This window comes from Ruegeria sp. AB9 (assembly GCF_056542585.1).
The window spans coordinates 66,933-88,107 of the sequence record NZ_JBQGAA010000015.1 but is presented as its reverse complement, the minus strand read 5'-3'; the positions used below and the strand labels follow the sequence as shown (position 1 = coordinate 88,107).

The 21,175-nt window shown below is 57.3% G+C and carries 23 protein-coding genes; 6 read left to right on the top strand and 17 right to left on the bottom strand.

The genetic code is table 11. The features are described from left to right. Positions 1-9: 9 nt before the first annotated feature. The 3 genes from ACR0K5_RS21335 to ACR0K5_RS21325 all read right to left on the bottom strand — a co-directional run bounded on the left by ACR0K5_RS21335 (position 10) and on the right by ACR0K5_RS21325 (position 2,175). On the bottom strand, positions 10-552 hold the full coding sequence (locus ACR0K5_RS21335; RefSeq protein ID WP_480631560.1) for an NADPH-dependent FMN reductase: 543 nt from the start codon (positions 550-552) through the stop codon (positions 10-12). 132 nt (positions 553-684) lie between these two features. Continuing rightward, a complete protein-coding gene (locus tag ACR0K5_RS21330) occupies positions 685-1,356 on the bottom strand; it encodes a YiaD family glycine zipper/OmpA-like lipoprotein (protein WP_480631559.1) in 672 nt (223 codons plus the stop codon). A gap of 126 nt (positions 1,357-1,482) precedes the next feature. Further along, positions 1,483-2,175: a helix-turn-helix transcriptional regulator gene (locus ACR0K5_RS21325; RefSeq protein WP_480631558.1), complete on the bottom strand. Its 693-nt coding sequence runs from the start codon at positions 2,173-2,175 to the stop codon at positions 1,483-1,485. A 105-nt stretch (positions 2,176-2,280) separates the two neighbouring features. On the opposite strand from ACR0K5_RS21325, the gene ACR0K5_RS21320 reads away from it, so the two are divergent. Beyond that, complete coding sequence (locus ACR0K5_RS21320) at positions 2,281-2,472, top strand: hypothetical protein (RefSeq protein WP_480631557.1); 192 nt, start codon at positions 2,281-2,283, stop codon at positions 2,470-2,472. Between the two features lie 2 nt (positions 2,473-2,474). On the opposite strand, the gene ACR0K5_RS21315 is transcribed toward ACR0K5_RS21320, so the two are convergent. Then, positions 2,475-3,122 carry an RluA family pseudouridine synthase gene (locus ACR0K5_RS21315; RefSeq protein ID WP_480631556.1) on the bottom strand — a complete coding sequence of 216 codons (648 nt, stop codon included), beginning with the start codon at positions 3,120-3,122 and terminating at the stop codon, positions 2,475-2,477. A gap of 96 nt (positions 3,123-3,218) precedes the next feature. Here ACR0K5_RS21315 and ACR0K5_RS21310 point away from each other — a divergent pair, with 96 nt between their 5' ends. Together ACR0K5_RS21310 and ACR0K5_RS21305 are read left to right on the top strand one after the other, a co-directional pair. Further along, positions 3,219-3,629, top strand: a complete 411-nt coding sequence (locus ACR0K5_RS21310) for a nuclear transport factor 2 family protein (protein WP_480631555.1) — start codon at positions 3,219-3,221, stop codon at positions 3,627-3,629. Positions 3,630-3,631: 2 nt separating this feature from the next. Continuing rightward, positions 3,632-4,342 (top strand): SGNH/GDSL hydrolase family protein, encoded by a 711-nt coding sequence (locus ACR0K5_RS21305; protein WP_480631554.1) that lies wholly within the window; start codon positions 3,632-3,634, stop codon positions 4,340-4,342. Here the strand turns inward: ACR0K5_RS21305 and rarD are convergent. From rarD to ACR0K5_RS21240, 13 genes are all read right to left on the bottom strand, one after another. Beyond that, entirely contained in the window at positions 4,333-5,238 is a 906-nt protein-coding gene (gene rarD, locus ACR0K5_RS21300) for an EamA family transporter RarD (RefSeq protein ID WP_480631553.1), read from the bottom strand. The genes ACR0K5_RS21305 and rarD overlap by 10 nt on opposite strands. Before the next feature lie 262 nt (positions 5,239-5,500). Then, positions 5,501-7,954, bottom strand: a complete 2,454-nt coding sequence (locus ACR0K5_RS21295) for a GcvT family protein (RefSeq protein ID WP_480631552.1) — start codon at positions 7,952-7,954, stop codon at positions 5,501-5,503. Positions 7,955-8,044: 90 nt separating this feature from the next. Next, positions 8,045-9,022: a GlxA family transcriptional regulator gene (locus tag ACR0K5_RS21290; RefSeq protein ID WP_480631551.1), complete on the bottom strand. Its 978-nt coding sequence runs from the start codon at positions 9,020-9,022 to the stop codon at positions 8,045-8,047. 8 nt (positions 9,023-9,030) lie between these two features. Then, positions 9,031-9,924 (bottom strand): homocysteine S-methyltransferase family protein, encoded by an 894-nt coding sequence (locus ACR0K5_RS21285; RefSeq protein ID WP_480631550.1) that lies wholly within the window; start codon positions 9,922-9,924, stop codon positions 9,031-9,033. An 11-nt stretch (positions 9,925-9,935) separates the two neighbouring features. Then, positions 9,936-10,988, bottom strand: coding sequence for an alcohol dehydrogenase family protein (locus tag ACR0K5_RS21280; protein WP_480631549.1), 1,053 nt, complete (start codon positions 10,986-10,988; stop codon positions 9,936-9,938). Between the two features lies 1 nt (position 10,989). Further along, complete coding sequence (locus tag ACR0K5_RS21275; protein ID WP_480631548.1) at positions 10,990-11,466, bottom strand: cupin domain-containing protein; 477 nt, start codon at positions 11,464-11,466, stop codon at positions 10,990-10,992. An 18-nt stretch (positions 11,467-11,484) separates the two neighbouring features. Continuing rightward, positions 11,485-13,935 carry a GcvT family protein gene (locus ACR0K5_RS21270; RefSeq protein WP_480631547.1) on the bottom strand — a complete coding sequence of 817 codons (2,451 nt, stop codon included), beginning with the start codon at positions 13,933-13,935 and terminating at the stop codon, positions 11,485-11,487. A 15-nt stretch (positions 13,936-13,950) separates the two neighbouring features. Further along, entirely contained in the window at positions 13,951-14,331 is a 381-nt protein-coding gene (locus tag ACR0K5_RS21265) for a GFA family protein (RefSeq protein WP_480631546.1), read from the bottom strand. Between the two features lie 4 nt (positions 14,332-14,335). Further along, on the bottom strand, positions 14,336-14,959 hold the full coding sequence (locus tag ACR0K5_RS21260) for a LysE family translocator (protein ID WP_480631545.1): 624 nt from the start codon (positions 14,957-14,959) through the stop codon (positions 14,336-14,338). Further along, positions 14,959-15,528, bottom strand: coding sequence for a helix-turn-helix domain-containing protein (locus ACR0K5_RS21255; RefSeq protein WP_480631544.1), 570 nt, complete (start codon positions 15,526-15,528; stop codon positions 14,959-14,961). Before ACR0K5_RS21255 ends, ACR0K5_RS21260 begins: the two co-directional genes overlap by 1 nt. Before the next feature lie 333 nt (positions 15,529-15,861). Then, positions 15,862-16,611: a hypothetical protein gene (locus ACR0K5_RS21250; RefSeq protein WP_480631543.1), complete on the bottom strand. Its 750-nt coding sequence runs from the start codon at positions 16,609-16,611 to the stop codon at positions 15,862-15,864. A 141-nt stretch (positions 16,612-16,752) separates the two neighbouring features. Next, positions 16,753-17,208: a GAF domain-containing protein gene (locus ACR0K5_RS21245; protein ID WP_480631542.1), complete on the bottom strand. Its 456-nt coding sequence runs from the start codon at positions 17,206-17,208 to the stop codon at positions 16,753-16,755. Positions 17,209-17,284: 76 nt separating this feature from the next. Continuing rightward, on the bottom strand, positions 17,285-18,457 hold the full coding sequence (locus ACR0K5_RS21240; RefSeq protein ID WP_480631541.1) for a thiolase family protein: 1,173 nt from the start codon (positions 18,455-18,457) through the stop codon (positions 17,285-17,287). Between the two features lie 103 nt (positions 18,458-18,560). Between ACR0K5_RS21240 and ACR0K5_RS21235 the strand changes: the two genes are divergently transcribed. The 3 genes from ACR0K5_RS21235 (at position 18,561) to ggt (ending at position 21,163) form a co-directional block, all read left to right on the top strand. Further along, positions 18,561-18,899, top strand: a complete 339-nt coding sequence (locus tag ACR0K5_RS21235; RefSeq protein ID WP_480631540.1) for an STAS domain-containing protein — start codon at positions 18,561-18,563, stop codon at positions 18,897-18,899. A 21-nt stretch (positions 18,900-18,920) separates the two neighbouring features. Then, positions 18,921-19,370, top strand: coding sequence for an ATP-binding protein (locus ACR0K5_RS21230; protein WP_480631539.1), 450 nt, complete (start codon positions 18,921-18,923; stop codon positions 19,368-19,370). Between the two features lie 215 nt (positions 19,371-19,585). After that, a complete protein-coding gene (gene ggt / locus ACR0K5_RS21225; RefSeq protein ID WP_480631538.1) occupies positions 19,586-21,163 on the top strand; it encodes a gamma-glutamyltransferase in 1,578 nt (525 codons plus the stop codon). Positions 21,164-21,175: the final 12 nt, after the last annotated feature.

Below are 21,175 nucleotides of genomic sequence, written 5' to 3'. Positions count from 1 at the left end.
GGCCCGAGTTCAGAAACCGGTCTCAGCCCGAAGTTTCTGCATCAACTTGTGCAATGACTTTTCGTAATGCTCTGAGAGTAACTTTCCCTGATCGTCAAATTCATTCGAACTGTTTGCCAGATGGATTTCAGGACCTTGCAGGATGCGCGGCTGAAAAGGAACCATAAAAGCCCGCAGGATCATCTGTGCCCGCTCTCCTCCGGCACGACCAGCGGCGGCCGACATCACGGCAACGGGCTTGTCGGCCCACGGATTGCCTTGCGTGCGGCTGACCCAGTCCAGCGCGTTCTTGAGAACACCCGACGGCCCTTTGTTGTATTCGGGGGTTGAGATGATCACCGCATCTGCCTGCCCGATTTGATCCGCCAGAACCTGAACGACTGCCGGAATTCCTTCGCCTTCTTCCAGATCACCATCGTAAAGCGGCAGGTTCAAATCCGCTTCGACAAAACTCACCGGATCGAACAACCGCGCTGCCTCGCGCAGAAGCTTACGGTTGGTCGCGTTCTGGCGCAGGGAACCGGACAGGCCGAGAAGGGTCGGTTGGGACATCAGGGAAACTCCGTTTCAGTGGTTCCCGCAAGTTAGACCGAGATCGCGCTGATCCAAACCCCATTTGACGCACAGTCAATATGCAAACAGGGCCGCCCTTTGGGCGACCCCGCACATCCAAGAAAACAGAAATTATGCGTTGCCGCTGGGTACAACTACAATCTCGACCCGACGGTTTTGCGATTTACCTTCCGGCGTCAGGTTAGACGCGACCGGGTTGTCTTCGCCCTGCCCGATCGTGCGGATACGGTTATAGCTGACACCGTTGGCCTGAAGGATGTCGGCCACCGCGTTTGCGCGGCGCTCGGACAGACCTTGGTTGTAGGTCGCGTCGCCGTCACTGTCGGTATGTCCAATGATCTGCACGTTCGAATTGGGATAGTTGACCAGATTTTGGCCAACCTTCACCAGATCAGACCGCAATGCCGGGCGCACTGTCGAACTGTCGGTGTCAAAGGTGATGTCATTCGGGACCGTTACAATCAGGCGGTCGCCCGCGTTGACAATTGTAATCCCGTCATTTGCCAGTTGCTGACGCAATTCCGCGGCCTGCTTGTCCAGTTGGTTGCCGACCAGGCCACCACCAGCTGCACCAATTGCAGCACCGGCCAATGCACCTAGGCCCGGATTGGAGTTATTGGCAATCGCCCCGATACCTGCGCCGACCAGACCGCCCAAAACAGCGCCCTGTTTGGTATTTTTGTTCGGGTCGTTCTGTATTGTCAGTGTGCCCGGGTCGGTACAAGCCGACAACACAAGGGCTGAACACAGTCCTGTGGCCACAAAAAACTTGGAAATCGTCATGATATCACCTTCTGCTCCAGCACCCGTTATTCGGGTGTGCTTCGTTTTTCTCAGTATATCACCGTGCATGCTTGCAGGCTCAAGCAACAATGCAGTGAGATAGGCGAATACTCGCCAAACGTGTTTTCACACCATTTCGACCAAGGTTTCAGCATTCTGCTGCTCTTGCCAGAGATCGCGCAGCGACCTGCTCTGTCCTGAAAAGCTTTCTTCTGTGCATTCGCTGGACCAGATACGGTCGGTGCGGAAATGGCGAAACCCGTTGCGCAGTTCGCACCAGCCTGCCAGCATCGTGCATTCGATATGATAGATCAGCGCCAGAGGACGCACGACACGAACCGTACGGTCGCCTTCGCCATCTTCATAGGTGATACGGATTTTCTGTTCTGCCCTAATGGCTTCGCGGTAGTGCGCGATTGAAACACAGCCCTTATCCGGATCGTCGCTGGGGGCACCCCATGGGGCAACCTGTAACCAGTCCGCAGGGCAATGCAGCGCATCGATCTTCTGACATATCCGACTGGCAGCCCGTTGAAGATGGCTGTCGCCCGTACGGGTCAGCAAGGACAGTCCAACCCACAAAGCCTCGACCTCTTCTGCGTCGAAATTCAGTGGCGGCAGATCGTAGCCGCGCCGCATCATGTACCCAATTCCGGCCTCGCCTTCGATGGGTGTCCGCTGGGCCTGCAACTCGGCAATGTCACGATACACCGTGCGTGTGGACACCTCTAGCTTGGTGGCCAGCGCCTCTGCCGTGACCGGAGCACCGGCCGCCCGCAGGATCTGGATGATTTCGAATAATCGGGTCGAACGGCGCATGGCATTCTCCTGTCAACATGCTGACACCCTAGCACACCCCACTGACAAGAGGGTGTCAGGAGTGATGGGGCAATTTGGAATGGCATCGAAAAAGGAACAGGAAAAATGCCATACCTCGACAACCACGTCATGATGACACTGAAACTTGGACGTTGGTCTCAGGATCACACATTGCGCGCCTTCGAGATTGAGCGCGAGATCGCACTAGAACGCCAACACAGGCAGCCCGTGTCGAAGAAAAGAACAAAACGGTTTTCGCTGGGCAACCTGAAGGTGCTTTGGACCAGCACAGCCTGAGATCAGAATTCGGGTCGGGCCTTGAACTTCATTGAAAGCCCGCCATCCGGGTGTTTCAGCCGCAGCTCTTCAGAGTGCAACATCAATCTAGGGAAATCCGCCGCTGCGCCGGTTGCATAGAACGGATCACCCAGGATCGGATGACCCAGCGCCTGCATATGAACACGCAGCTGATGAGATCGTCCCGTTTTAGGAAACAGACGAACGCGCGTTGTGCCGCCTTCGTATTTCACGACTCGCCAATCGGTGATCGCAGCCTTACCTGTGTCATGACACACCATCTGTCTGGGTCGATTGGGCCAATCAACGATCAGCGGCAGGTCAACGGTACCGGTCTTGGGTTCCAGCAGCCCCCAGACACGGGCAACATAGGTTTTACGGGTCTGGCGCTGCTCGAATTGCATGCTCAGATTGCGCTGTGCGTGCGGCGTTTGGGCAAAAACCATGACACCGGACGTGTCCCGGTCCAGCCGGTGCACCAGCAGTGTTTGCGGAAAAGCCTCCTGTACACGGGTCAAAAGGCAATCGGAAAGATACTCTCCTCTCCCCGGAACAGAAAGCAAACCCGAAGGTTTGTTTACCACAATCAGCTGTGCGTCTTCGTGCAACACATCCAGCGGGGTTTGAGGGGGATCATAGGTTTCGCTCATACGGGGTGCCTATCCCAGCTCGTGACCTCCCGCAACGTCGTCCTTGCGTACCCGCCCATGTTCGGTGACCTTCTCCCCAAAAGCGGAGGAGATGCCATGCACCCGACAATTGAACGCATGCAAGAGGTTGTCGCGAAGGGCGATGAGGCCTTGATCCACGAGCTCTTGGCCGAAGATGTGCAGTTCCTGCCACCAACCTACTACAGCACCTGGACAGGGCGCGCTCCGGTCGCGGCCGTTCTGGGGCATGTCGGGCAGGTGTTTTCAGATTTTCGTTACAGGCGCGTCATGGGCAACGGAAACGATTGGGCGTTGGAGTTTCAGTGTAAAGTCGGCGATCTGGATGGCATCGGCGTGGATCTTATTACGCTAAACGGCGACGGATTGATTCAGACTTTCGAGGTCGTCATGCGCCCCTACAAAACAGTGGGTGCATTACGAGAAGCGATGATGGCGCGGGTCATGACCGACGCCCGTTTTCTGGAATTCAAAAACGCGCTGAGCTGACAATGCCTCGTTCTTTAGCTGCTGATCAAATTCTGCGGGTGCCGTTGCTGCCTGTGCTCGCCGCGCAGGGTCTATCGGTGCGGCGGAACGCTCAGTTGCTGCCGGAACCGACTGGCCCGCGTGAGGGCCGCACGGGGCGCGGTCCGCGTCTGCGGCTTCTGATCGCCGGGGACAGTTCAGCGGCCGGAGTGGGCGCAGGTACGCAGGATCAGGCGTTGTCCGGTCATCTGGTCAACCGGCTGGCCAAGCACTACTCGGTCGAATGGCGGTTGGAAGCAACTACCGGACACACGACCCAGGACACAATTGATCGCCTGTCGGAAATTACTGGCGAGTTCGATGCAGTGGTTACGGCATTGGGAGTGAATGACGTCACCCGCGCCGTGACAGGTCGGCAATTTGCAAGCCGCCAAACCCGCCTCATTCGCTTACTTTCAGAAGACTTGGGGGCTCGGCGCATCGTCCTCACCGCCGTCCCGCAGATGAACAGGTTTCCGGCCTTACCTCAGCCGCTGGCCTGGGTTCTTGGACGCCAGGCTGCGCGGTTGGATCAAGGGCTGCGAGAGGTTGTATCGGCATTTCAGCATGTTCAACACCTGCCGCTCGAGCTACCGGACGACCCGGCGCTGGCTGCGCCGGATGGCTACCATCCCAGCCCCCAGGCGTATGCGCTTTGGGCGGATGCAGCGGCGCGTCTGTTGCTTCAGGCGTGACTGCGTGCCTGTCGGATCATAGGGATCGAATACACGACCAGAGCCGCCCAGATCAGGGGGAATGCGATCAGCCGGCCTGTGTCTATCCTTTCACCGAACAGGGTTATCGCGGTAATGAAAATCATGGTCGGCGCGATGTATTGCAGAATGCCCATGGTCGATAAACGCACCAGCTTGGCGCCGTTTGCATAGACCAGCAATGGCACCGCGGTCACAACTCCGGCGCAAGACAGCAATAGAGTGTCTGACATCACCACGCCGAAATGTCCGGTTCCCTGAACGCCTAGCCAGGTGACATAGACCAAGGCCGGGATCAAAAGGATCAGGACCTCAAGCAGGAATCCCTGGTTTGGCCCAATCGGAAGCGAGCGCTTGAAAAACGCGTAGAATCCCCAAGTGACCATCAGCCCAAGGGCCGCCCAAGGCAACCGACCGGCTTCCACCACAAGTACAACCACACCCAGTGCAGCCAGCCCAACCGCGAACAGTTGCGTCCGTGTCAGGGGTTCCCTCAACAGGATCGCCCCCAGCGCAATACTGAACAGAGGGTTGATGTAATATCCCAGCGCCGCATCCAGTGCGTGACCCGTGGAGATGGCCCACACGTAAATTGCCCAGTTCACGGAAATAAGTGCGGCTGTCAAAGCGGCCATGCCCAACATTTTCGGGTTGCCAAGCGCGGCCTTCAGATCTCGGGTTCGTCCCAATACGATCAGCAACAACCCGGCGACGGGCACTGACCAGATAACACGATGCGCCACAACCTCGACCGGACCCATATGATCCAGCGCTTTCATGTACAGAGGCAGAAACCCCCACAGGACGTAAGCCGTGACTGCCAGCGCAAGCCCTTTTGGTGTGTCCGTATTCTGAGAAGGTAAAGGCGCGTCTGCCACATCGGGTCTCCGGTTGATACCGGTTCGGTTTACGGCAGAACTGAACGGGTTGAAAACTCTGAAAACAGTGAAGTGTCACATAACGATGTTTGATGAGTTACCAGACCGCTCCTCTTTGGTGCCGTCGGAAAGGCGAGGCCCTGCCTCGCGCTCCGAGGTATTTTGGGCAGATGAAGAACGGACCCTCTGCTTCATCTGGCTCAAAATACCTCGTGGGAGCCGCCCGGCACGGGCGGCGGGGACAGAACCCCTGCCCTGTGTGTCAGACTTTCACCCGTTCGGATTTCGGGTCGTACATGGGTTTGAGAGACGCTTCGGCTTTGACCTTCACACCACAAACGTCGATCTCGTATGTTGAGGCCAAAACGTCTGCGGCCTTCTCGCCTTCGCAGGGCACATAGCCCAAACCGATAGCACCACCGAGAGTGTGGCCATAGTTGCCGGAACTCAGATAGCCAACATATTCCCCATCGCGCACGATCGGTTCATTGTGGAACAGCAACGGCTCGGACTCCGTCAGGCGGAACTGCACCAGTCTGTTCTTGGGACCGCTTTCTTTCCGTGCGATCACGGCCTCACGCCCAATGAAATCGCTGCCCTTATCCACCTTGACGGCAAAGCCCAGACCAGCGTCGACGACATGATCTTCGCAGGTAATGTCGTGACCGAAATGGCGGAAACCTTTTTCGATCCGGCAGCTGTCCATCATGTGCATACCGCAGAGCTTTAGCCCTATGTCCTGCCCGGCTTCGTACAGAGTTTCGAACACGTGGCCTGCCATGTCGGAAGAGACATATATTTCCCATCCAAGCTCACCCACATAGGTCACACGATGGGCTCGGGCCAGGCCCATACCGATCTCAATCTCTTGCGCGGTGCCAAACGGATTGGTGGCGTTCGTGAAATCGTTGGGCGAGACTTTTTCCAGCAGCGCACGTGCGTTCGGACCCATAACGGCCAAAACGCCTTCACCGGCAGTCACGTCGGTGATGACCACGTTAAAGTCACCTGCGTGACGCATCATCCAGGTTTGATCCGCCAGACGGGTCGCCGCCGGAGTTACAACCAGATACGCGGTTTCAGTCAAGCGCGTCACGGTCACGTCCGCTTCAATCCCGCCGGTACGGTTCAGGAATTGGGTATAGACGATCTTGCCGTTGGGCACCGAGTAGTCGCCGCCGCCGATGTAGTTCATGAACTTCTCAGCATCGGGGCCTTCGACACGGATTTTCCCGAAGGACGACATGTCATACATGCCTACATTCTCGCGCACGGCCTTGTGTTCGGCGGACGAATTCTCGAACCAGTTCTGGCGTTTCCAGCTGTACTGGTACTCGCGCTCCTGCCCTTCATTCGCGAACCAGTTGGCGCGTTCCCAACCGGCTAGCTCACCCATGACAGCGCCCTGTTCCAGCAGGTAGTGATGGAACGGCGTCCGGCGCACACCACGCGCGGTGGCTTTCTGGCGATAGGGGTAATGGTCGGCGTAAAGCAGGCCCAGCGTCTCTTTCGAGCGTTCGAACAGATATTGTTTGTTACCCTGAAACGGCTGCATCCGGCTGACGTCCACGTCGCCAAGGTCAAAGGGCTTCTCGCCCGTGTCCATCCATTCGGCCAGCGCCATTCCCGCGCCACCGGCGGACTGAATGCCGATCGAGTTGAAACCCGCCGCGATCCAGACGTTGTCCATCTCAGGCGCCAGACCCAGATGGTAAGCGTCGTCCGGGGTGAACGATTCCGGACCGTTGAAGAAGGTGTGGATACCGGCCTCGGCCAGCATCGGCATCCGTTCACAAGCGGCTTCGAGGATCGGTTCAAAATGGTCGAAATCCTCGGGCAGCTGGTCAAACTCGAACGTGTCAGGGATACCATCCATTGCCCAGGGCTTTGCGTTGGGTTCAAACGCGCCCAGCAGAATTTTCCCAGCATCTTCCTTGTAGTAAGCACATTCATCCGGCACACGCAGCACTGGTAGCTGTGTCAGGCCATCGATGTTTTCGGTCACGATATAGAAATGCTCACACGCATGAAGCGGTACGTTTACACCAGCCATCCGGCCGACCTCGTGACCCCACATACCAGCGCAGTTTACCACCATGTCACATTCGATGTGACCCGAGGCGCTACCGTCATCCGCGACCCAATCCACGCCGGTCACTGACCGGCCCTGCTTGACGATGTCGGTAACCTTCACCCTCTCTTTTACCACACCGCCGCGCTGACGCGCGCCCTTTGCAAGGGCCAGCGCAATGTTGGCGGGATCGCCCTGCCCATCCAATGGCAGGTAAACGGCGCCTTTGACGCCCTCGAGATTGATATGCGGATACAGCTCCTGCACGCGCTCGTTCGAGATTTCTTCGACCTCGACACCAAAAGCCCTTGCCATCGCAGCCTGGCGATAGATCTCTTCCTTGCGTTCTTCGGTCAGGGCCACGGTGATCGACCCGCAGCGCTTGAAACCCGTCGCGACGCCAGTTTCCTCTTCCAGCGAGCCATACAGTTCCTGGCTGTACTTCGCCAACTTGGTCATGTTGGCGGTGGCGCGCAGCTGCGCAATCAGACCAGCCGCGTGCCAGGTGGTGCCGCTGGTCAGCTGCTTGCGTTCCAGAAGTACGACATCCTTCCAACCTTTCTTGGTCAGATGATACGCGACCGAGCATCCGATGACGCCGCCGCCGATGATGACCACTCGGGCCTTGCTGGGAAGATCAACCATTGTGACGACTCCGCTAAAGTTAGATTTTGGGCAGAATGCCACGAAGGATCGACAACAAATGCATCAAAAGCGTCATGACATCTGGGAAAATCATCTTTGTGCGGTTTGGCGCTTTTCCCGTCTCATGACGAAGGGCGTGACGCCGAAAAAGCTTTTGTAGACCGACGAGAATCCGTTTGGAAATCCGCAGGCCATGCCGATTTCACGTACGCTCATGGTCGTGTTCATCAACAGATTGTTGGCCTTGGCCAGTCGCATTTCACGGTAGAAGCCGTTTGGAGTGGTGCCGAAGACAGATTTGAACTTCCGCTCGAGCGAGCGATTCGACAGGTTCAGATCCTCGACAATATGGCGGATTGGCAGCGGGTCTTCGATATTCTCCTGCATCAATTTGATGCACTGATCCAGCTTAGCGTCTCCGGTAGCGGTGGTTTTAGCCCCGGAAAATGGCTGCATCGATGAGAAGTCGCGGATTTGTTCATGCAGCAGAATATCCGCGACGGTCATCTTCGCTGGCCCCGAGATATGCCGCCCGATGACGGCCAGCGCGATGTCCGCCGTGGCACCCATTCCTGCGCAGGTCACGACAGGTCCGTTTTCCGTAGCGATCAAAAGCTTTGCCTCAAACCGCGCGCCGCGTTCCCGCAAAAACGACGCGTTCTCCCAATGCGTTGCCAAATCATCGGTGCCCTGTTCATCTATGTACCGGCTTGCTGCCTCGGCCAACAGAAAGACCTGTGCGCCGCGATAGGTGTAGTCAGAAACAATCCGACCGAGCGACAGATCAGGCTGATCCGGGTCGCTATTGCCGATAACGAAAAGGTAATCGGCTTTGGGTTGCGCAGCGACCGGTTCGGTCGAAACAACCGCGTCACTACTGCTGGCAACAGGGCCACCTCGCCGCGATCTATATGTGTAGGTGAAAGGCGGTGACGGGCAAACACGGTTGGCCACCCGCAGAACATCCACAAGCGATGCCAGCTCTAACAGCACAAAGCCCGGCGCGACGAGGATGTCGAAATGCCGGACGGCCTGTTTTAGTGGTGCATGGGTTGGTTTTGCGGCCATTTTCCTGCTCAGACGATGTTATATCCGGCGGCCCGCAATCGGATTGCCAGTTCTTCGATATGATCCGGTCCGATTTCGCAGCATCCGCCGACAATCGTTGCCCCTTGATCGACCCACCGCATTACCTGATCCGCGTACGCGCTGGGGCCGAGGTCATGGCGTTGTTCCAACGCGTCCACGGTCGGCGCATCCTCAAGGAACCCATCCGAGATATGCGTGAAGCCATTGGCATAAGCGCCATAAGGTCGGTTCATGCCCGACAGGATTTCCAGCGCCGCCGGAATCGCCTCGGGGCGCGAGCAGTTGATCAGCAAGGCGTCCGGCCCATGCTGCTCAACCAGCGGCGCGATGTCGTCCAGCGACTCGCCAGACCGCAGCCGTGTGCCGTCTTCATCCATCACGGTCAGCGCCAGCCAGACCGGTTTTTGGCACCCGGCCGTCCCCAGCAATGCACCCTCAGCCTCCTGTACCGAGGACACGGTTTCGATCAGGAACAGATCGACACGGTTTTTCATCAGCGCGACCAGTTCGCCGTATTTCGTCGCGGCGTCTTGCGGGTTGGGGTTCAGATCGGGTCGGTACGAGGCCAGCAGCGGCCCGAGCGATCCGGCAATACGGCCGCTGTGACCCACGCACGCGCGATCCGCCTGCGACAGGGCAGTGTCGACCAGCGTGCCTATCTGATCCTCCATCCCCGCGCGGGCAAGGCGCGAGCGATGGACGGCATAGGTATTTGTCGTGGCAATCGTTGCGCCGCGGCGGAAATACTCGCCGTGAACCTCACCGACCAGATCGGGATGATCGATCATCACGCGCGTCGACCACAGCGGTGTCGCCCGGTCACCGCTGCGCTTGACCAGTTCCTGCCCGATCGAACCGTCCAAAAGTGTGATATCTGTCATGTCATCGCTCCTCAGGGCACCAGCACCAGTTTGCCCGGAAGGGTCTTTTCCTGAAAGTCCGCCTGTGCAAGGGCAATATCCTTTAACGGATAGGTCTGGGAAACCAGCGGCTTGATCCGTCCTGTGTTCACCAGTTCAACAAGACGACCAAAGACTTCGGGCGCCTGATGCGTGCACCCGTGAATGGTGATGTCGCGCAGGTAAATGTCGCGCAGATCAGCCTCGACAACCGGGCCTGCTATTGCCCCCGAAACGGCATAATGCCCACCAGATTTCAGGGCAAGGATCAGCGATGCCCATGAGGGTCCACCTACAACATCTATGACAACGTCGAACATGTTCTTCGGCAGCGGTTCGTTCCGGTCAAACGTACCCTCTGCCCCTTGCGATCTGACGACCTCTGCTTTCGCAGCCCCCGTTACCCCCCAAACCGACGCTCCCCGCAATGCGGCAAGTTGCACTGCTGCGAGGCCGACGCCTCCTGACGCGCCGGTGATCAGTACTTTTTGCCCTGCGGTCGCACCGGCGCGGGTCAGCAGGTTCTCGGCCGTGCCAAAGGCGCAGGGGATGGCCGCTATCTCCACGTCTGACAGGGGTGAAGCGCTGACATCATAAAGGTCATCCGCATCAATCAGGCAGTATTGAGCAAAGGCCCCGTCGATTTCGGACCCGAGTGCGATGAAGCCCTGAGGGTTTCCGGGGCGCGGGCGCGGCAGGTTGATCGGACAGGTCACACGTTGACCCAGTTCGAAACCTGATCCTTCACCTACTGTCTCTATTATTCCGCACAGATCCCCACCCTGAATGCGGGGGAAGTTCAGTGCTCCACCCCAACCACCGGCTTCTACGTCCTGATCGACGGCATCTGTGGTCCCGGTCACATCCGATGAGTACCAACCTACCCGTGTATTGATATCCGTGTTGTTCACACCCGCAGCGGCGACCCGGACAAGCGCCTGACTTGGCCCCGGTTCAGGAATCGGAATATCGTCACGCCAGTCCAGAACCTCGGGCCCACCGTGACCTGTCAGGTAGACGCCCGACATGGTTTTAGGAATGGCCATCTCAGACCTCATCATCCGGATGTGGTGGCATGGGCCCTATGGGAACGATGTCGTACCGCGCATTGAGCTCAGCCATCTTCGCCTCGTCCGCAAAATCCGCCTCGCTCATCGTCGCGAGTTCGGCAAGGAACTCATCGAACCCCGACGGTTGAAAGATCATAAGCATCCTGGCCGGCGCATCACCTGCAACTCGAGAAGCGTGGGGCACTCCGGGCGGCACATGTAGTGTCGTGCCCTGCCCGCAACGATGCCAATCGCCATCGACAAAGAAATCAACCTCGCCTTCCAGAAAATAGAACGTCTCGGCATGGGTATCATGACGATGAAGGCCAAGCGCGAAGCTGGCCTTCAGGTTGTCTTCCATGAGCGTATATGCGCCATCTGTATCCTGACCCGACACCTTCACGAAGGTATGGTCATTTTCCCAGTCATAGTTGGGGCCTTCGCCAGGCCCCAGTTTAGCGTATCGTTTGCTCATGGCAGTCTCCGTGAGAAATTAAGCGCGCAACCGCTCGTTCTCGGGGTCCCAGAGCGGCTGATCCTGCTCTACCACAGCGCGGCACTTTTGGCCGTAGATTTCGACCTCAAGCTCGGTGCCAGGGTTGGCAAGTTCAGCCTTGATCATGCCCAGCGCGATGGATTTCCCGACGCGATAGCCCCATGCCCCCGACGTGGTCTCGCCCACGATCTCACCATTCCGCCAGATGCAGGACATGTACGGCGCGTCGCAATCACCAGCCTCAACAGTCAGGGTGACGAATGACTTCTTCACGCCTTGCTGCTTTTCGTTGAGGATCGCGGCCTTGCCGGGAAAGTCCTGTGGCTTGTCCAGTTTGACGAACCGCTCCAAACCTCCTTCGAGCAGCGAGTAGTCGGTCGACAGATCGCCCTTCCACGCGCGATACCCTTTTTCGATCCGCAGCGAGTTCAGAGCGTACATCCCGAACGGTTTGGCACCAGCGTCAATGATCGCCTCATAGATCGCTGGCATGTGCTCGTTCAGGGCGTGTACTTCCCATCCAAGCTCGCCAGCGAAGGACACGCGGATCAGATGGACGGGCTGGCCAGCGACGGTTGCAGACTGATGCGTCAACCATCCCGAGGTCAGATCGGCATCCGTCAGACCTGACAGGATCTCACGCGACTTAGGCCCTGTAACGATTAGGGTATCACGTGTGGTGGTGACATCTTCGATTGATACCCCAATGGGCATTGCCTTCATCAGGATGTCGCGATCATGCCACTGCGCAGTTGCCGCCGTGATCATCATGAACTCATCCTCACCCAGACGGATGCAGGACATTTCGGTCAGGATGCGACCGCGGTCGTCAGAGACGTAGATGAGGTTCATCCGACCGACCTTAGGCAACCCTCCGGTTGCGAGGCCGCGCAACGCCTCGGCGGCGCCGTCTCCCTTGACCATGAAACGCGAGAAGCCAGGCAAATCCAACACGCCACAATGGTCTCTCACAGCCTCGCATTCTTCTTGGATCCGCAGCTCCCACGGGCCGGAACGACCCCAGGTATGGGTCGTCTCAAGCGACGTATCATCGCCCGGCTGCGCGAACCAGTTGGCACGCTCCCATCCATTGTAGGCACCCATCACGCCGCCCAGCCCTTTGACCTTGTCATGCACCGGCGACAGTTTCATGTCGCGGGCTGCAGGCCATTCGTGATGGGGGAAGTGCATGGCGTATTCGTTGCCGTAAACCTCCATGCCCTTTTGGTTGCAGTAGTCCTGGTCAGTGTAATCAGTATAGCGGCGCGGATCGACCGCCCACATGTCCCACTCGGTCGCACCATCGACGATCCATTCGGCCAAAACCTTGCCAGCGCCACCACCTTGAGCGATGCCAAAAGTGAAGGTGTGCGCCTCGAATGCGTTTTTCACACCGGGCATCGGGCCGATCAGCGGCAGACCATCCGGCGCATAAGGGATCGGCCCGTTAATGACTCGCCCGACGCCCGAAGTGGCCATCAGCGGCACACGCTCCATTGCGTCGGTCACGATGTCTTCGATCCGGTCCAGATCGTCATTCCAAAGCTGGAAGCTGAAATCCTCGGGCATCGGGTCATCTTCGGTCATCCAGTGGCCCTTGCAATTCGGTTCATACGGACCGAGGTTGAAGCCGTTCTTTTCCTGCCGCAGATAGTACGAGACGTCCACATCGCGCAGCAGCGGGAGTTTCTTGCCTCCGTTCGCCTTGGACCACTCCTCAATTTCTGGCACTTCATCCGTCAGCAGGTACTGGTGGCTCATCACCATTGCAGGAACGGTACGACCGCCAAAGGGCTTGAACCACTCACCCACGCGCTGGGCGTAATAGCCAGCTGCGTTCACCACATAATCACAATCGATGTCGCCCTTGTCCGTGTGAACCGTCCAGGTGCCATCGTCGTGCTGGGTTACGCCGGTCGCCGGGCAGAAGCGAATTATTTTCTGCCCCATGTCCCGGGCGCCCTTTGCCAGCGCCTGCGTCAGCTGGGCCGGGTCGATGTCACCGTCACTTGGATCGAACAGCACACCTTCAAGATCATGGGTTTCAAGGAATGGATACTTCTCTTTGGCCTGCTCGGGCGTCCACATCTCCATCTCGATGCCCTGATAGCGACCCATCGCACATGCGCGTTCAAACTCCTGCATCCGTTCCTTGCTGTGCGCCAGACGGATCGATCCCGAGACGTGGTAGTTCATCGGATAATCGACCTCTTCACCCAGACGCGAATACAGCTCGGTCGAATACCGCTGCATGTTCATGATCGCCCAAGAGGTCGAAAAGGTCGGAACGTTACCCGCCGCGTGCCAAGTCGAGCCTGCGGTCAGTTCGTTCTTTTCCAGCAGAACACAATCGGTCCAGCCTTTCTTGGCTAGGTGATACAGTGAGGAAGCCCCCACTACACCGCCACCGATAACAACCACGCGGGCTTTTGTCGGAAAATCACTCATGTGTCTTGATCCCTGTTACTGTGCCTCTTGAGGCAGATCGTCCGTGATGTCGTAGTAATCGCCCTTGTCAGCCACGAAGATGTGCTTTGAGAGCTTAAGGCCCGTGGGTGCATCAAATGCGCCCATGGAAATCGAAATTGTGTCCTCTTCGTTATGTTGCCAGAAGAGAAACGAGCCACATTTGCTGCAGAACCCGCGCCGTGCGATGTCTGACGCCCGAAACCAGCTCAGCGTGTCACTGGCCGAAAAACTCAGGTTATCCTGATGGGTCGAGGTCGAAGCCCAGACATGGCCGGATTGTTTTCGGCACTGTCCGCAATGGCAGACCGAAGGCGGTGAGAGATTTCCGTCGACAGTGAAAGCGACTGAACCGCAAAGGCAGGACCCTTTGTGCATCTGACTACCCCCTTGCTGTGGGCGTGGTGCTGGTGCCCAACAACACGCCGTAGATTACAAAACAAGCCGCCATCACCCGGCGCACCCAGATATTGAACACCGCACCCAGCGCCGCCTTGCCCATCAAGGCGCCGAGCACCGTAAAACCGGTATAGCTGAGTGTCGTGATGATCAGCGCGGTTGGCATGATCACACCCATCTGCTGCCAGATCGGAACCTCGGGCTGAACGAACTGGGAAAATGCGGCCAGATACCCGGCGACGCTCTTGGGGTTGATCGCGGCCACCGCCAGCGCGTGCAAATACACGTGCCTGGCCGGGCGTTCAGAGGCCGGTGCGGGCTTTGTTGCGTTCATCCAGCCACGAATGCCCAGCCAGATCAGAAAGCCCGCTCCGAGTAGCTTGGCCACGAAGAAACCGGTGGGAAAAGCGGCAATCAGAGCTGTGATGCCCAGCGCAGACAGGATCAAAAAGACGCTGGCCTGTGTCAGGATGGCCAGAACACCCAGCATGGCCTTCGGAAACGGCAGGCTCATCCCGTTCGAGATGCAATTGACCGCATTCGGTCCCGGTGTGGTGACGAATACCATCCAGAACAGCGCGAATATGGTCCAGGCCTCAAACGACATCAATACACCGGCGGGGCGATAACCCAGATGGCCACGGCAGGCTCATCATAGGGGTTCGCCCATTGATAAGGTTCATGTTTGATCCGGAAGCTGTCACCTGGCCCAACCAGAAATTCACGCGACCCGATCATCAGGTTCAATCGGCCCGAGATCATGTAACCCACTTCCTGCGTCGGGCGATTGGCTGGTGTCTGCATCCGCGAGTTTGGCTCGAAAGTGGAATGTACCATTTCGAAATCGTCGGTCAGATCCGGCGAGAGCAGCTCTTCGATCAGCCCTTCTTCACCCGAACCCATCGGGCGACGCGACCCGGCACGCACGATATACCCCTGTTCGTCTGCGGGGGCCGCTGTATGCGCAAACAGCATCGACATGGGTACGCCAAGGCACTCGGCAATCTGACGCAGATCCGAAATTGAGGGGTCTGACAGGTCACGTTCAACCTGGCTCAACCACCCGACAGAACGATCCAGTCGCGCCGCAATCTCGGTCAGGGTCAACCCTCGGGCTTTGCGCAAGGCCCGCAGGTCAGCACCGAGTGTCGCGCTTTGGGGGGCCTGGCTGTTCAACGGTCACTCCGAATCTCGTGAAATTTTCTTCTCGTTTTTCACGATGGAGCAAGTTGGTGAAATTTCCAAGCGATTTTTCACGTCCAGCTTTCGCTTGGATATTGACCAGTACAGTTTACCAAAAACAGAATGAATGGCCTGCAGGCGCGCAAGGCCATGAAGCACCACATGTCGCTGATTTTCAGAAGTTAGAGTTCATTGATTTTCGCGCAGTGATTTCATTTCGGAAAGACATCACACGCCGCCCCCCGCCATGCCTCGACGGGATCAACGATTCTTCACGCCAATGGTATTTCTTGAAGATTCCCTTAATCTCGGAAACTCTATTTAGCTTTAGAATTCCAGGCCTGCAAAAATCTTCACCTCATCCAACACATGTTGCGGCCAACGACGGGTGAAACTGTCAGCAATCGTTTCACGCTTCTCCGGCTCCAGTCCGGCGAGCAAGCTGGGAAAGCGGCGTCGGTTTCTGGGCAACGTCCACAATTCAATGTCATTTTCGAAACAATAGCGGGCAAAACGCACGTCGACAAACTTCTCGCTGCCCTCCATGTAATCCAGGCTCGGGAACAGCGAACCGGACAACATAACAGTTCCGGTTCCCAGCTGGTGCACTCTCGTCGAGTAGTCCAGCCGCTGATTCATGCGTAACAACGTGCGCTGCCGTATCGACTTGGGCGTCGGGTTTGTGAACGTCGTAGCGTGATATCCGAAGGCGCGCTTATCCAACCCGACACCTCGTGCCCGGCGTATGGTCTGGCGGACATAGTTGTCAGCATATTCGATATCGTCGTCGACAAGAAAAACGGTATCTTCAGGATCAGGTTGGAAAATAAATTTGCCGACATCCTTATAATCCCGCTCGGGTATCACCGCCATCACATTGTCGAATTCGTTCAGAAAGTCGGGCACATCCTGATATTCGTTCAGGCAAATGAAAACCCTGTCGACCTGCGGCGCGATGCTTGCCACCGCATGGGGCAACACGCCGACGCGATCCGGGAATGTCGCCATATGCGCGCGTCTGATCCCTTTTTTGGGCGCCTCATCCGTGACCGCCGGATTGATTTCAGACTCTTGCATCCCTGAGAAACACCCTGAAAAGAAATTTCGCTATGGATTTTGATAGGAGATCGCTGCGAAGCCTGCAAGGCGAAGTCAGCCGGGCCGATCAATCGCCTGAAATTCCTCGGTTTTGATGCAAGACCGCAACGACGCCGACGGCTAGTGCCCTGCAAACACGGCGGTCAGAATGTCTTCCAGGTTTTGCGCATCCTGCGGTGTGAAAGCACCTGGCTGGTCGCTGTCGATGTCAAATACGGCTATGATTTTACCCGACGAATCCCGTACTGGCAGAACAAGTTCAGATCGCGTTGAGCTGGCGCAGGCAATATGACCCGGAAAAGCGTCTACATCCGGCACCAGTTGAGCCTCGCCTGTTCTTGCAGCGGCACCGCAGACGCCCCTTTCGAACGGGATAACCAAACAACCATGTCCACCCTGATACGGGCCGATTTTCAGAACTCCCGGTTCGGTGACACGATAGAACCCGGTCCAGTCAAACCGATCGTCAGAATGGTGAACCTCGCAAGCGACGGTGGCCATGAGTGCGACCTGATCCCTTTCGCCTTCCGTCAGGGCTGCAATGGTTTTGGCAAGCGTTTCGTAATCGGCAGTCATTGATTTCAATCCCATTGGAATGCTCGGGGGCGGCGCGGCCCCCGAACCCCCGAAATATTTGGAAAAAGATGAAGGGTCAAACGCGTTCGATGGCAATGGCTGTGCCTTCACCCCCGCCAATGCAGATTGCCGCGACGCCCCGCTTCAGGTTACGTTTTTCCAGCGCATTCAACAACGTAACGATGATACGGGCACCAGAGGCACCGATGGGATGGCCCAGAGCACAGGCACCGCCATTCACATTCACTTTGTCACGCGGCAAGCCCATTTCGTGCATGAATGCCATCGGCACAACGGCGAAGGCCTCGTTAACTTCCCACAAGTCGACATCATCTTTGTTCCAACCAATGCGTGACAAGAGCTTCTGCGCCGCCGGAACCGGAGCCGTCGTGAATAGGCCGGGTGCCTGGGCATGGCTCGCGTGACCCAGAATCCGGGCCCGAACAGTCAGATCTTGCGCCTGGGCCGCTTCTGCCGACGCAAGGACAAGCGCGGCGGCACCGTCTGAAATTGAGGAAGAATTTGCGGCCGTTACCGTGCCGTCCTTGCGGAACGCCGGTTTCAACGTCGGAATTTTCTCGGGACGGGCGGATTTCGGTTGCTCGTCCGAGTCCAGCAAGATTTCGGCCTTGCGCGTCCGGACTGTAACAGGCGCGATTTCCTGATCGAAGGCACCGCTTTCCTGAGCGGAAAGCGCGTTGGACAGTGATTGCAGCGCGTATTCATCCTGCGCCTCGCGGGTGAACTGATAAGCCTCGGCACAATCTTCGGCAAAAGTCCCCATCAGACGCCCCTTGTCATAGGCATCTTCAAGACCGTCGAGGAACATATGATCAACCACCTGGCCATGGCCAATGCGGGCACCGCCGCGCATCTTGGGCAGCAGATACGGCGCGTTGGTCATGCTTTCCATGCCACCGGCGACCATCGTGTCTGCGTGGCCCAACGCGATCTGATCAAAGGACATCATTGCTGCCTTCATCCCCGACCCGCACATCTTGTTCAGCGTTGTGGCCGGAACCTCTTCGCCCAATCCCGCCGCGAATCCGGCCTGCCGCGCTGGTGCCTGGCCTTGCCCAGCGGGTAAAACGCAACCCATCAGAACTTCGTCAACCGTTTGTGCCCCAGCCTGCTGCAGTGCCACGCGAATTGCTTCGCCCCCAAGGTCAGCTGCTGCAACACCGTCAAACATGCCCTGAAACCCGCCCATCGGTGTACGCGCGGCTCCTGCAATCACAACATCTCTCATCCGGGTTTTCCTCCTGCTTTCCGGCTCTTGAATACCGAATGGTAAGAATTGCCGTCTAGCGTATTTCTACGACTTATTTTTCAGTTTGGAGGGCGGCCGGATCATGGGGCTGACCAGCAAGACGACCGGCGCAACTCAGGTCATCACCGTTCATTCTGACCGGATCGATGCCGCAATGGCCATTCAGTTCAAAGAAGACATGCGTGCCAATACCAAGGACAGCGCAGATCGTATCGTTCTTAATCTGTCCGGCGTCCAATTCATTGACTCCAGCGGTCTGGGCGCAATCGTGGCGTCGATGAAACAATTGGGGAAGCACCGGAGGCTCGATCTGGCCGGGCTGCAGCCAGTGGTCGAAAAGGTCTTCCGCCTGACGCGCATGGATACGGTGTTCAGACTGTTTGCGACGCTGGATGACGCGTTGTCAGACACGGACGCGTGACTGCAGCAGGGGATAGTTGGCGTGGAGCCCATTTGCAACAAGACCTGTCTGGAACTGACCTTCCCCGCAACAGAATCAGAAGCAAGTGCAGGTATTGCACAGCTCAGCACCGGTCTGTCGAAACGGGGGTTGCCGCCCCGAAAGGCCGATGATGTGAAAATTGCATTGGCTGAAGCCATCAACAACGTCGTGGAACACGCATATAACGGCGTCGCCTCTGCCAAGGTTCAGGTCACCTGCCGATTGGATCGGGACCGACTGGACATCCTGATCTCGGATACGGGCCGCCCGCTGCCGGGATATCAGCCACCGGATGGCACCCTTGCTCCGCTTGGATCTGAACTCCAGGACCTTCCTGAAGGCGGGTTTGGTTGGTTCTTGATACAACGCCTCACCAGCGGCATCCGGTATGAACGACGCGACGGATGCAATCGGCTCTCCTTACGGTTTAACTTTGACCCGAATGAGTGACTTGTCGCAATTGGTCACAATAAGGCCATTATCGAAACATTGTCGCGCCGCAAACAACCATCATATAGTGACTCGTAGCTCAGATAGCTTCCCTCGGCGCCTCATATCACAGCCCCCACCCAGTGAATGGCGCCGAGGAACTTCTCTCCTGAAATCGCTGGACAATCGCTGATCAAGGAATAGCTTTCCCTTGTTCAAAAGAGAGAGAATTCGCCATGCGTGATCTGCATAGCCCCGGCCGGTCTGAAGTTTTCGCAACGCAAGGAATGTGCGCGACGTCGCACCCGCTGGCGGCCAAAGTGGCAATCGATATCTTAGGCCAAGGCGGTAACGCAATGGATGCTGCGATAGCCGGGGCTGTTCTTTTGGGGATCTGCGAACCACAGATGACCGGATTGGGCGGCGATTGTTTTGTTCTGTTCAATCGCGCAGGCGAAAACCAGATACGCGCGCTCAATGGATCCGGCCGCGCGCCGGCTGTCGCGCAATCACAGATATTACGAGACAAGGGTCTGTCGACTGTCCCTTTGAACGGGCCGGATGCCGTGACCATACCCGGTGCGGTGGATGCCTTCTGCCATCTGGCGGAAAATGAAGGGCGCTTGGGATTGGACACGATCCTGCGCCCCGCGATTCACTATGCAGAACAGGGCGTTCCGGTGGCACCCAGGGTCGCTTTCGATTGGAAGACCGGGGCGGCATCCCTCCAAGGTACCGCGCGTGATCACTATTTGATCAATGGGCAAGGTCCAACAGTCGGGCAGGTCTTTAGCTCTCCCGGGCAAGCTGAAGTTCTGCGACAGATCGCCAGCCATGGTCGCGACGCGTTTTACTCTGGCGATATCGCGGAAGACATGATTGCTGCGCTTTCAGCAATGGGCGGCGTTCACACGGCCGATGATTTTCAAAACACGAAATGCACGGAAACGGAGCCGATGCGTGGGGACTATAACGGCGTAGATCTGGTGGAGCATCCACCGAATGGTCAGGGCGCAACCGCAATTTTGCTGCTGAACATCCTCAAACACTTCGATCTGGCCAATATGGATCCGGTCGGAGCAGACCGGATCCATATCGAAGCAGAAGCGACCAAACTGGCGTATGACGCACGCAACCAATTCATCGCAGATCCGGACCATATGGCCAGAACAGAGCGCTTCCTTGACGCCAATATCGCCGCCAAGCTTGCCGCTCTCATCGATCCCAAAAAGGCGATGCCAGCGGCGGCGCCTTTGACGGAAGCCATCCACAAGGACACCGTGTACATCACTGTTGTCGACCGCGATCAGATGGCCGTATCCCTGATCTATTCGATCTTTCACAGCTTTGGTTCCGGTATCGCGTCGGAAAAGTACGGCATCTTGTTGCAAAACCGCGGGGCAGGATTCACCTTGCAACCCGACCACCCAAATGAGCTTGGCGGGGGTAAACGCCCGATGCACACTATCATTCCGGGAATGCTGACCGAGAACGGTCGCGTCACGATGCCTTTTGGTGTCATGGGCGGGGCCTATCAACCAACCGGCCACGCGCGTTTCGTTTCAAACCTCACCGACTTCGGGATGGAGTTGCAGGAAAGCATCAATGCGCCGCGCGCTTTTTTCGACGGGTCGGTTCTAAAACTCGAGCGTGGGTATCCCGAGGATATCGCGAAACAATTATCCGAGATCGGCCACAATATTGAAATACCGGAAACGCCACTTGGCGGAGCGCAAGCGATACGAATCCGAAAGGACGGTGTTTTGGAAGGTGCCAGCGATCCACGCAAGGATGGCTGCGCCCTTGGATATTGATCAGCGGCAGAC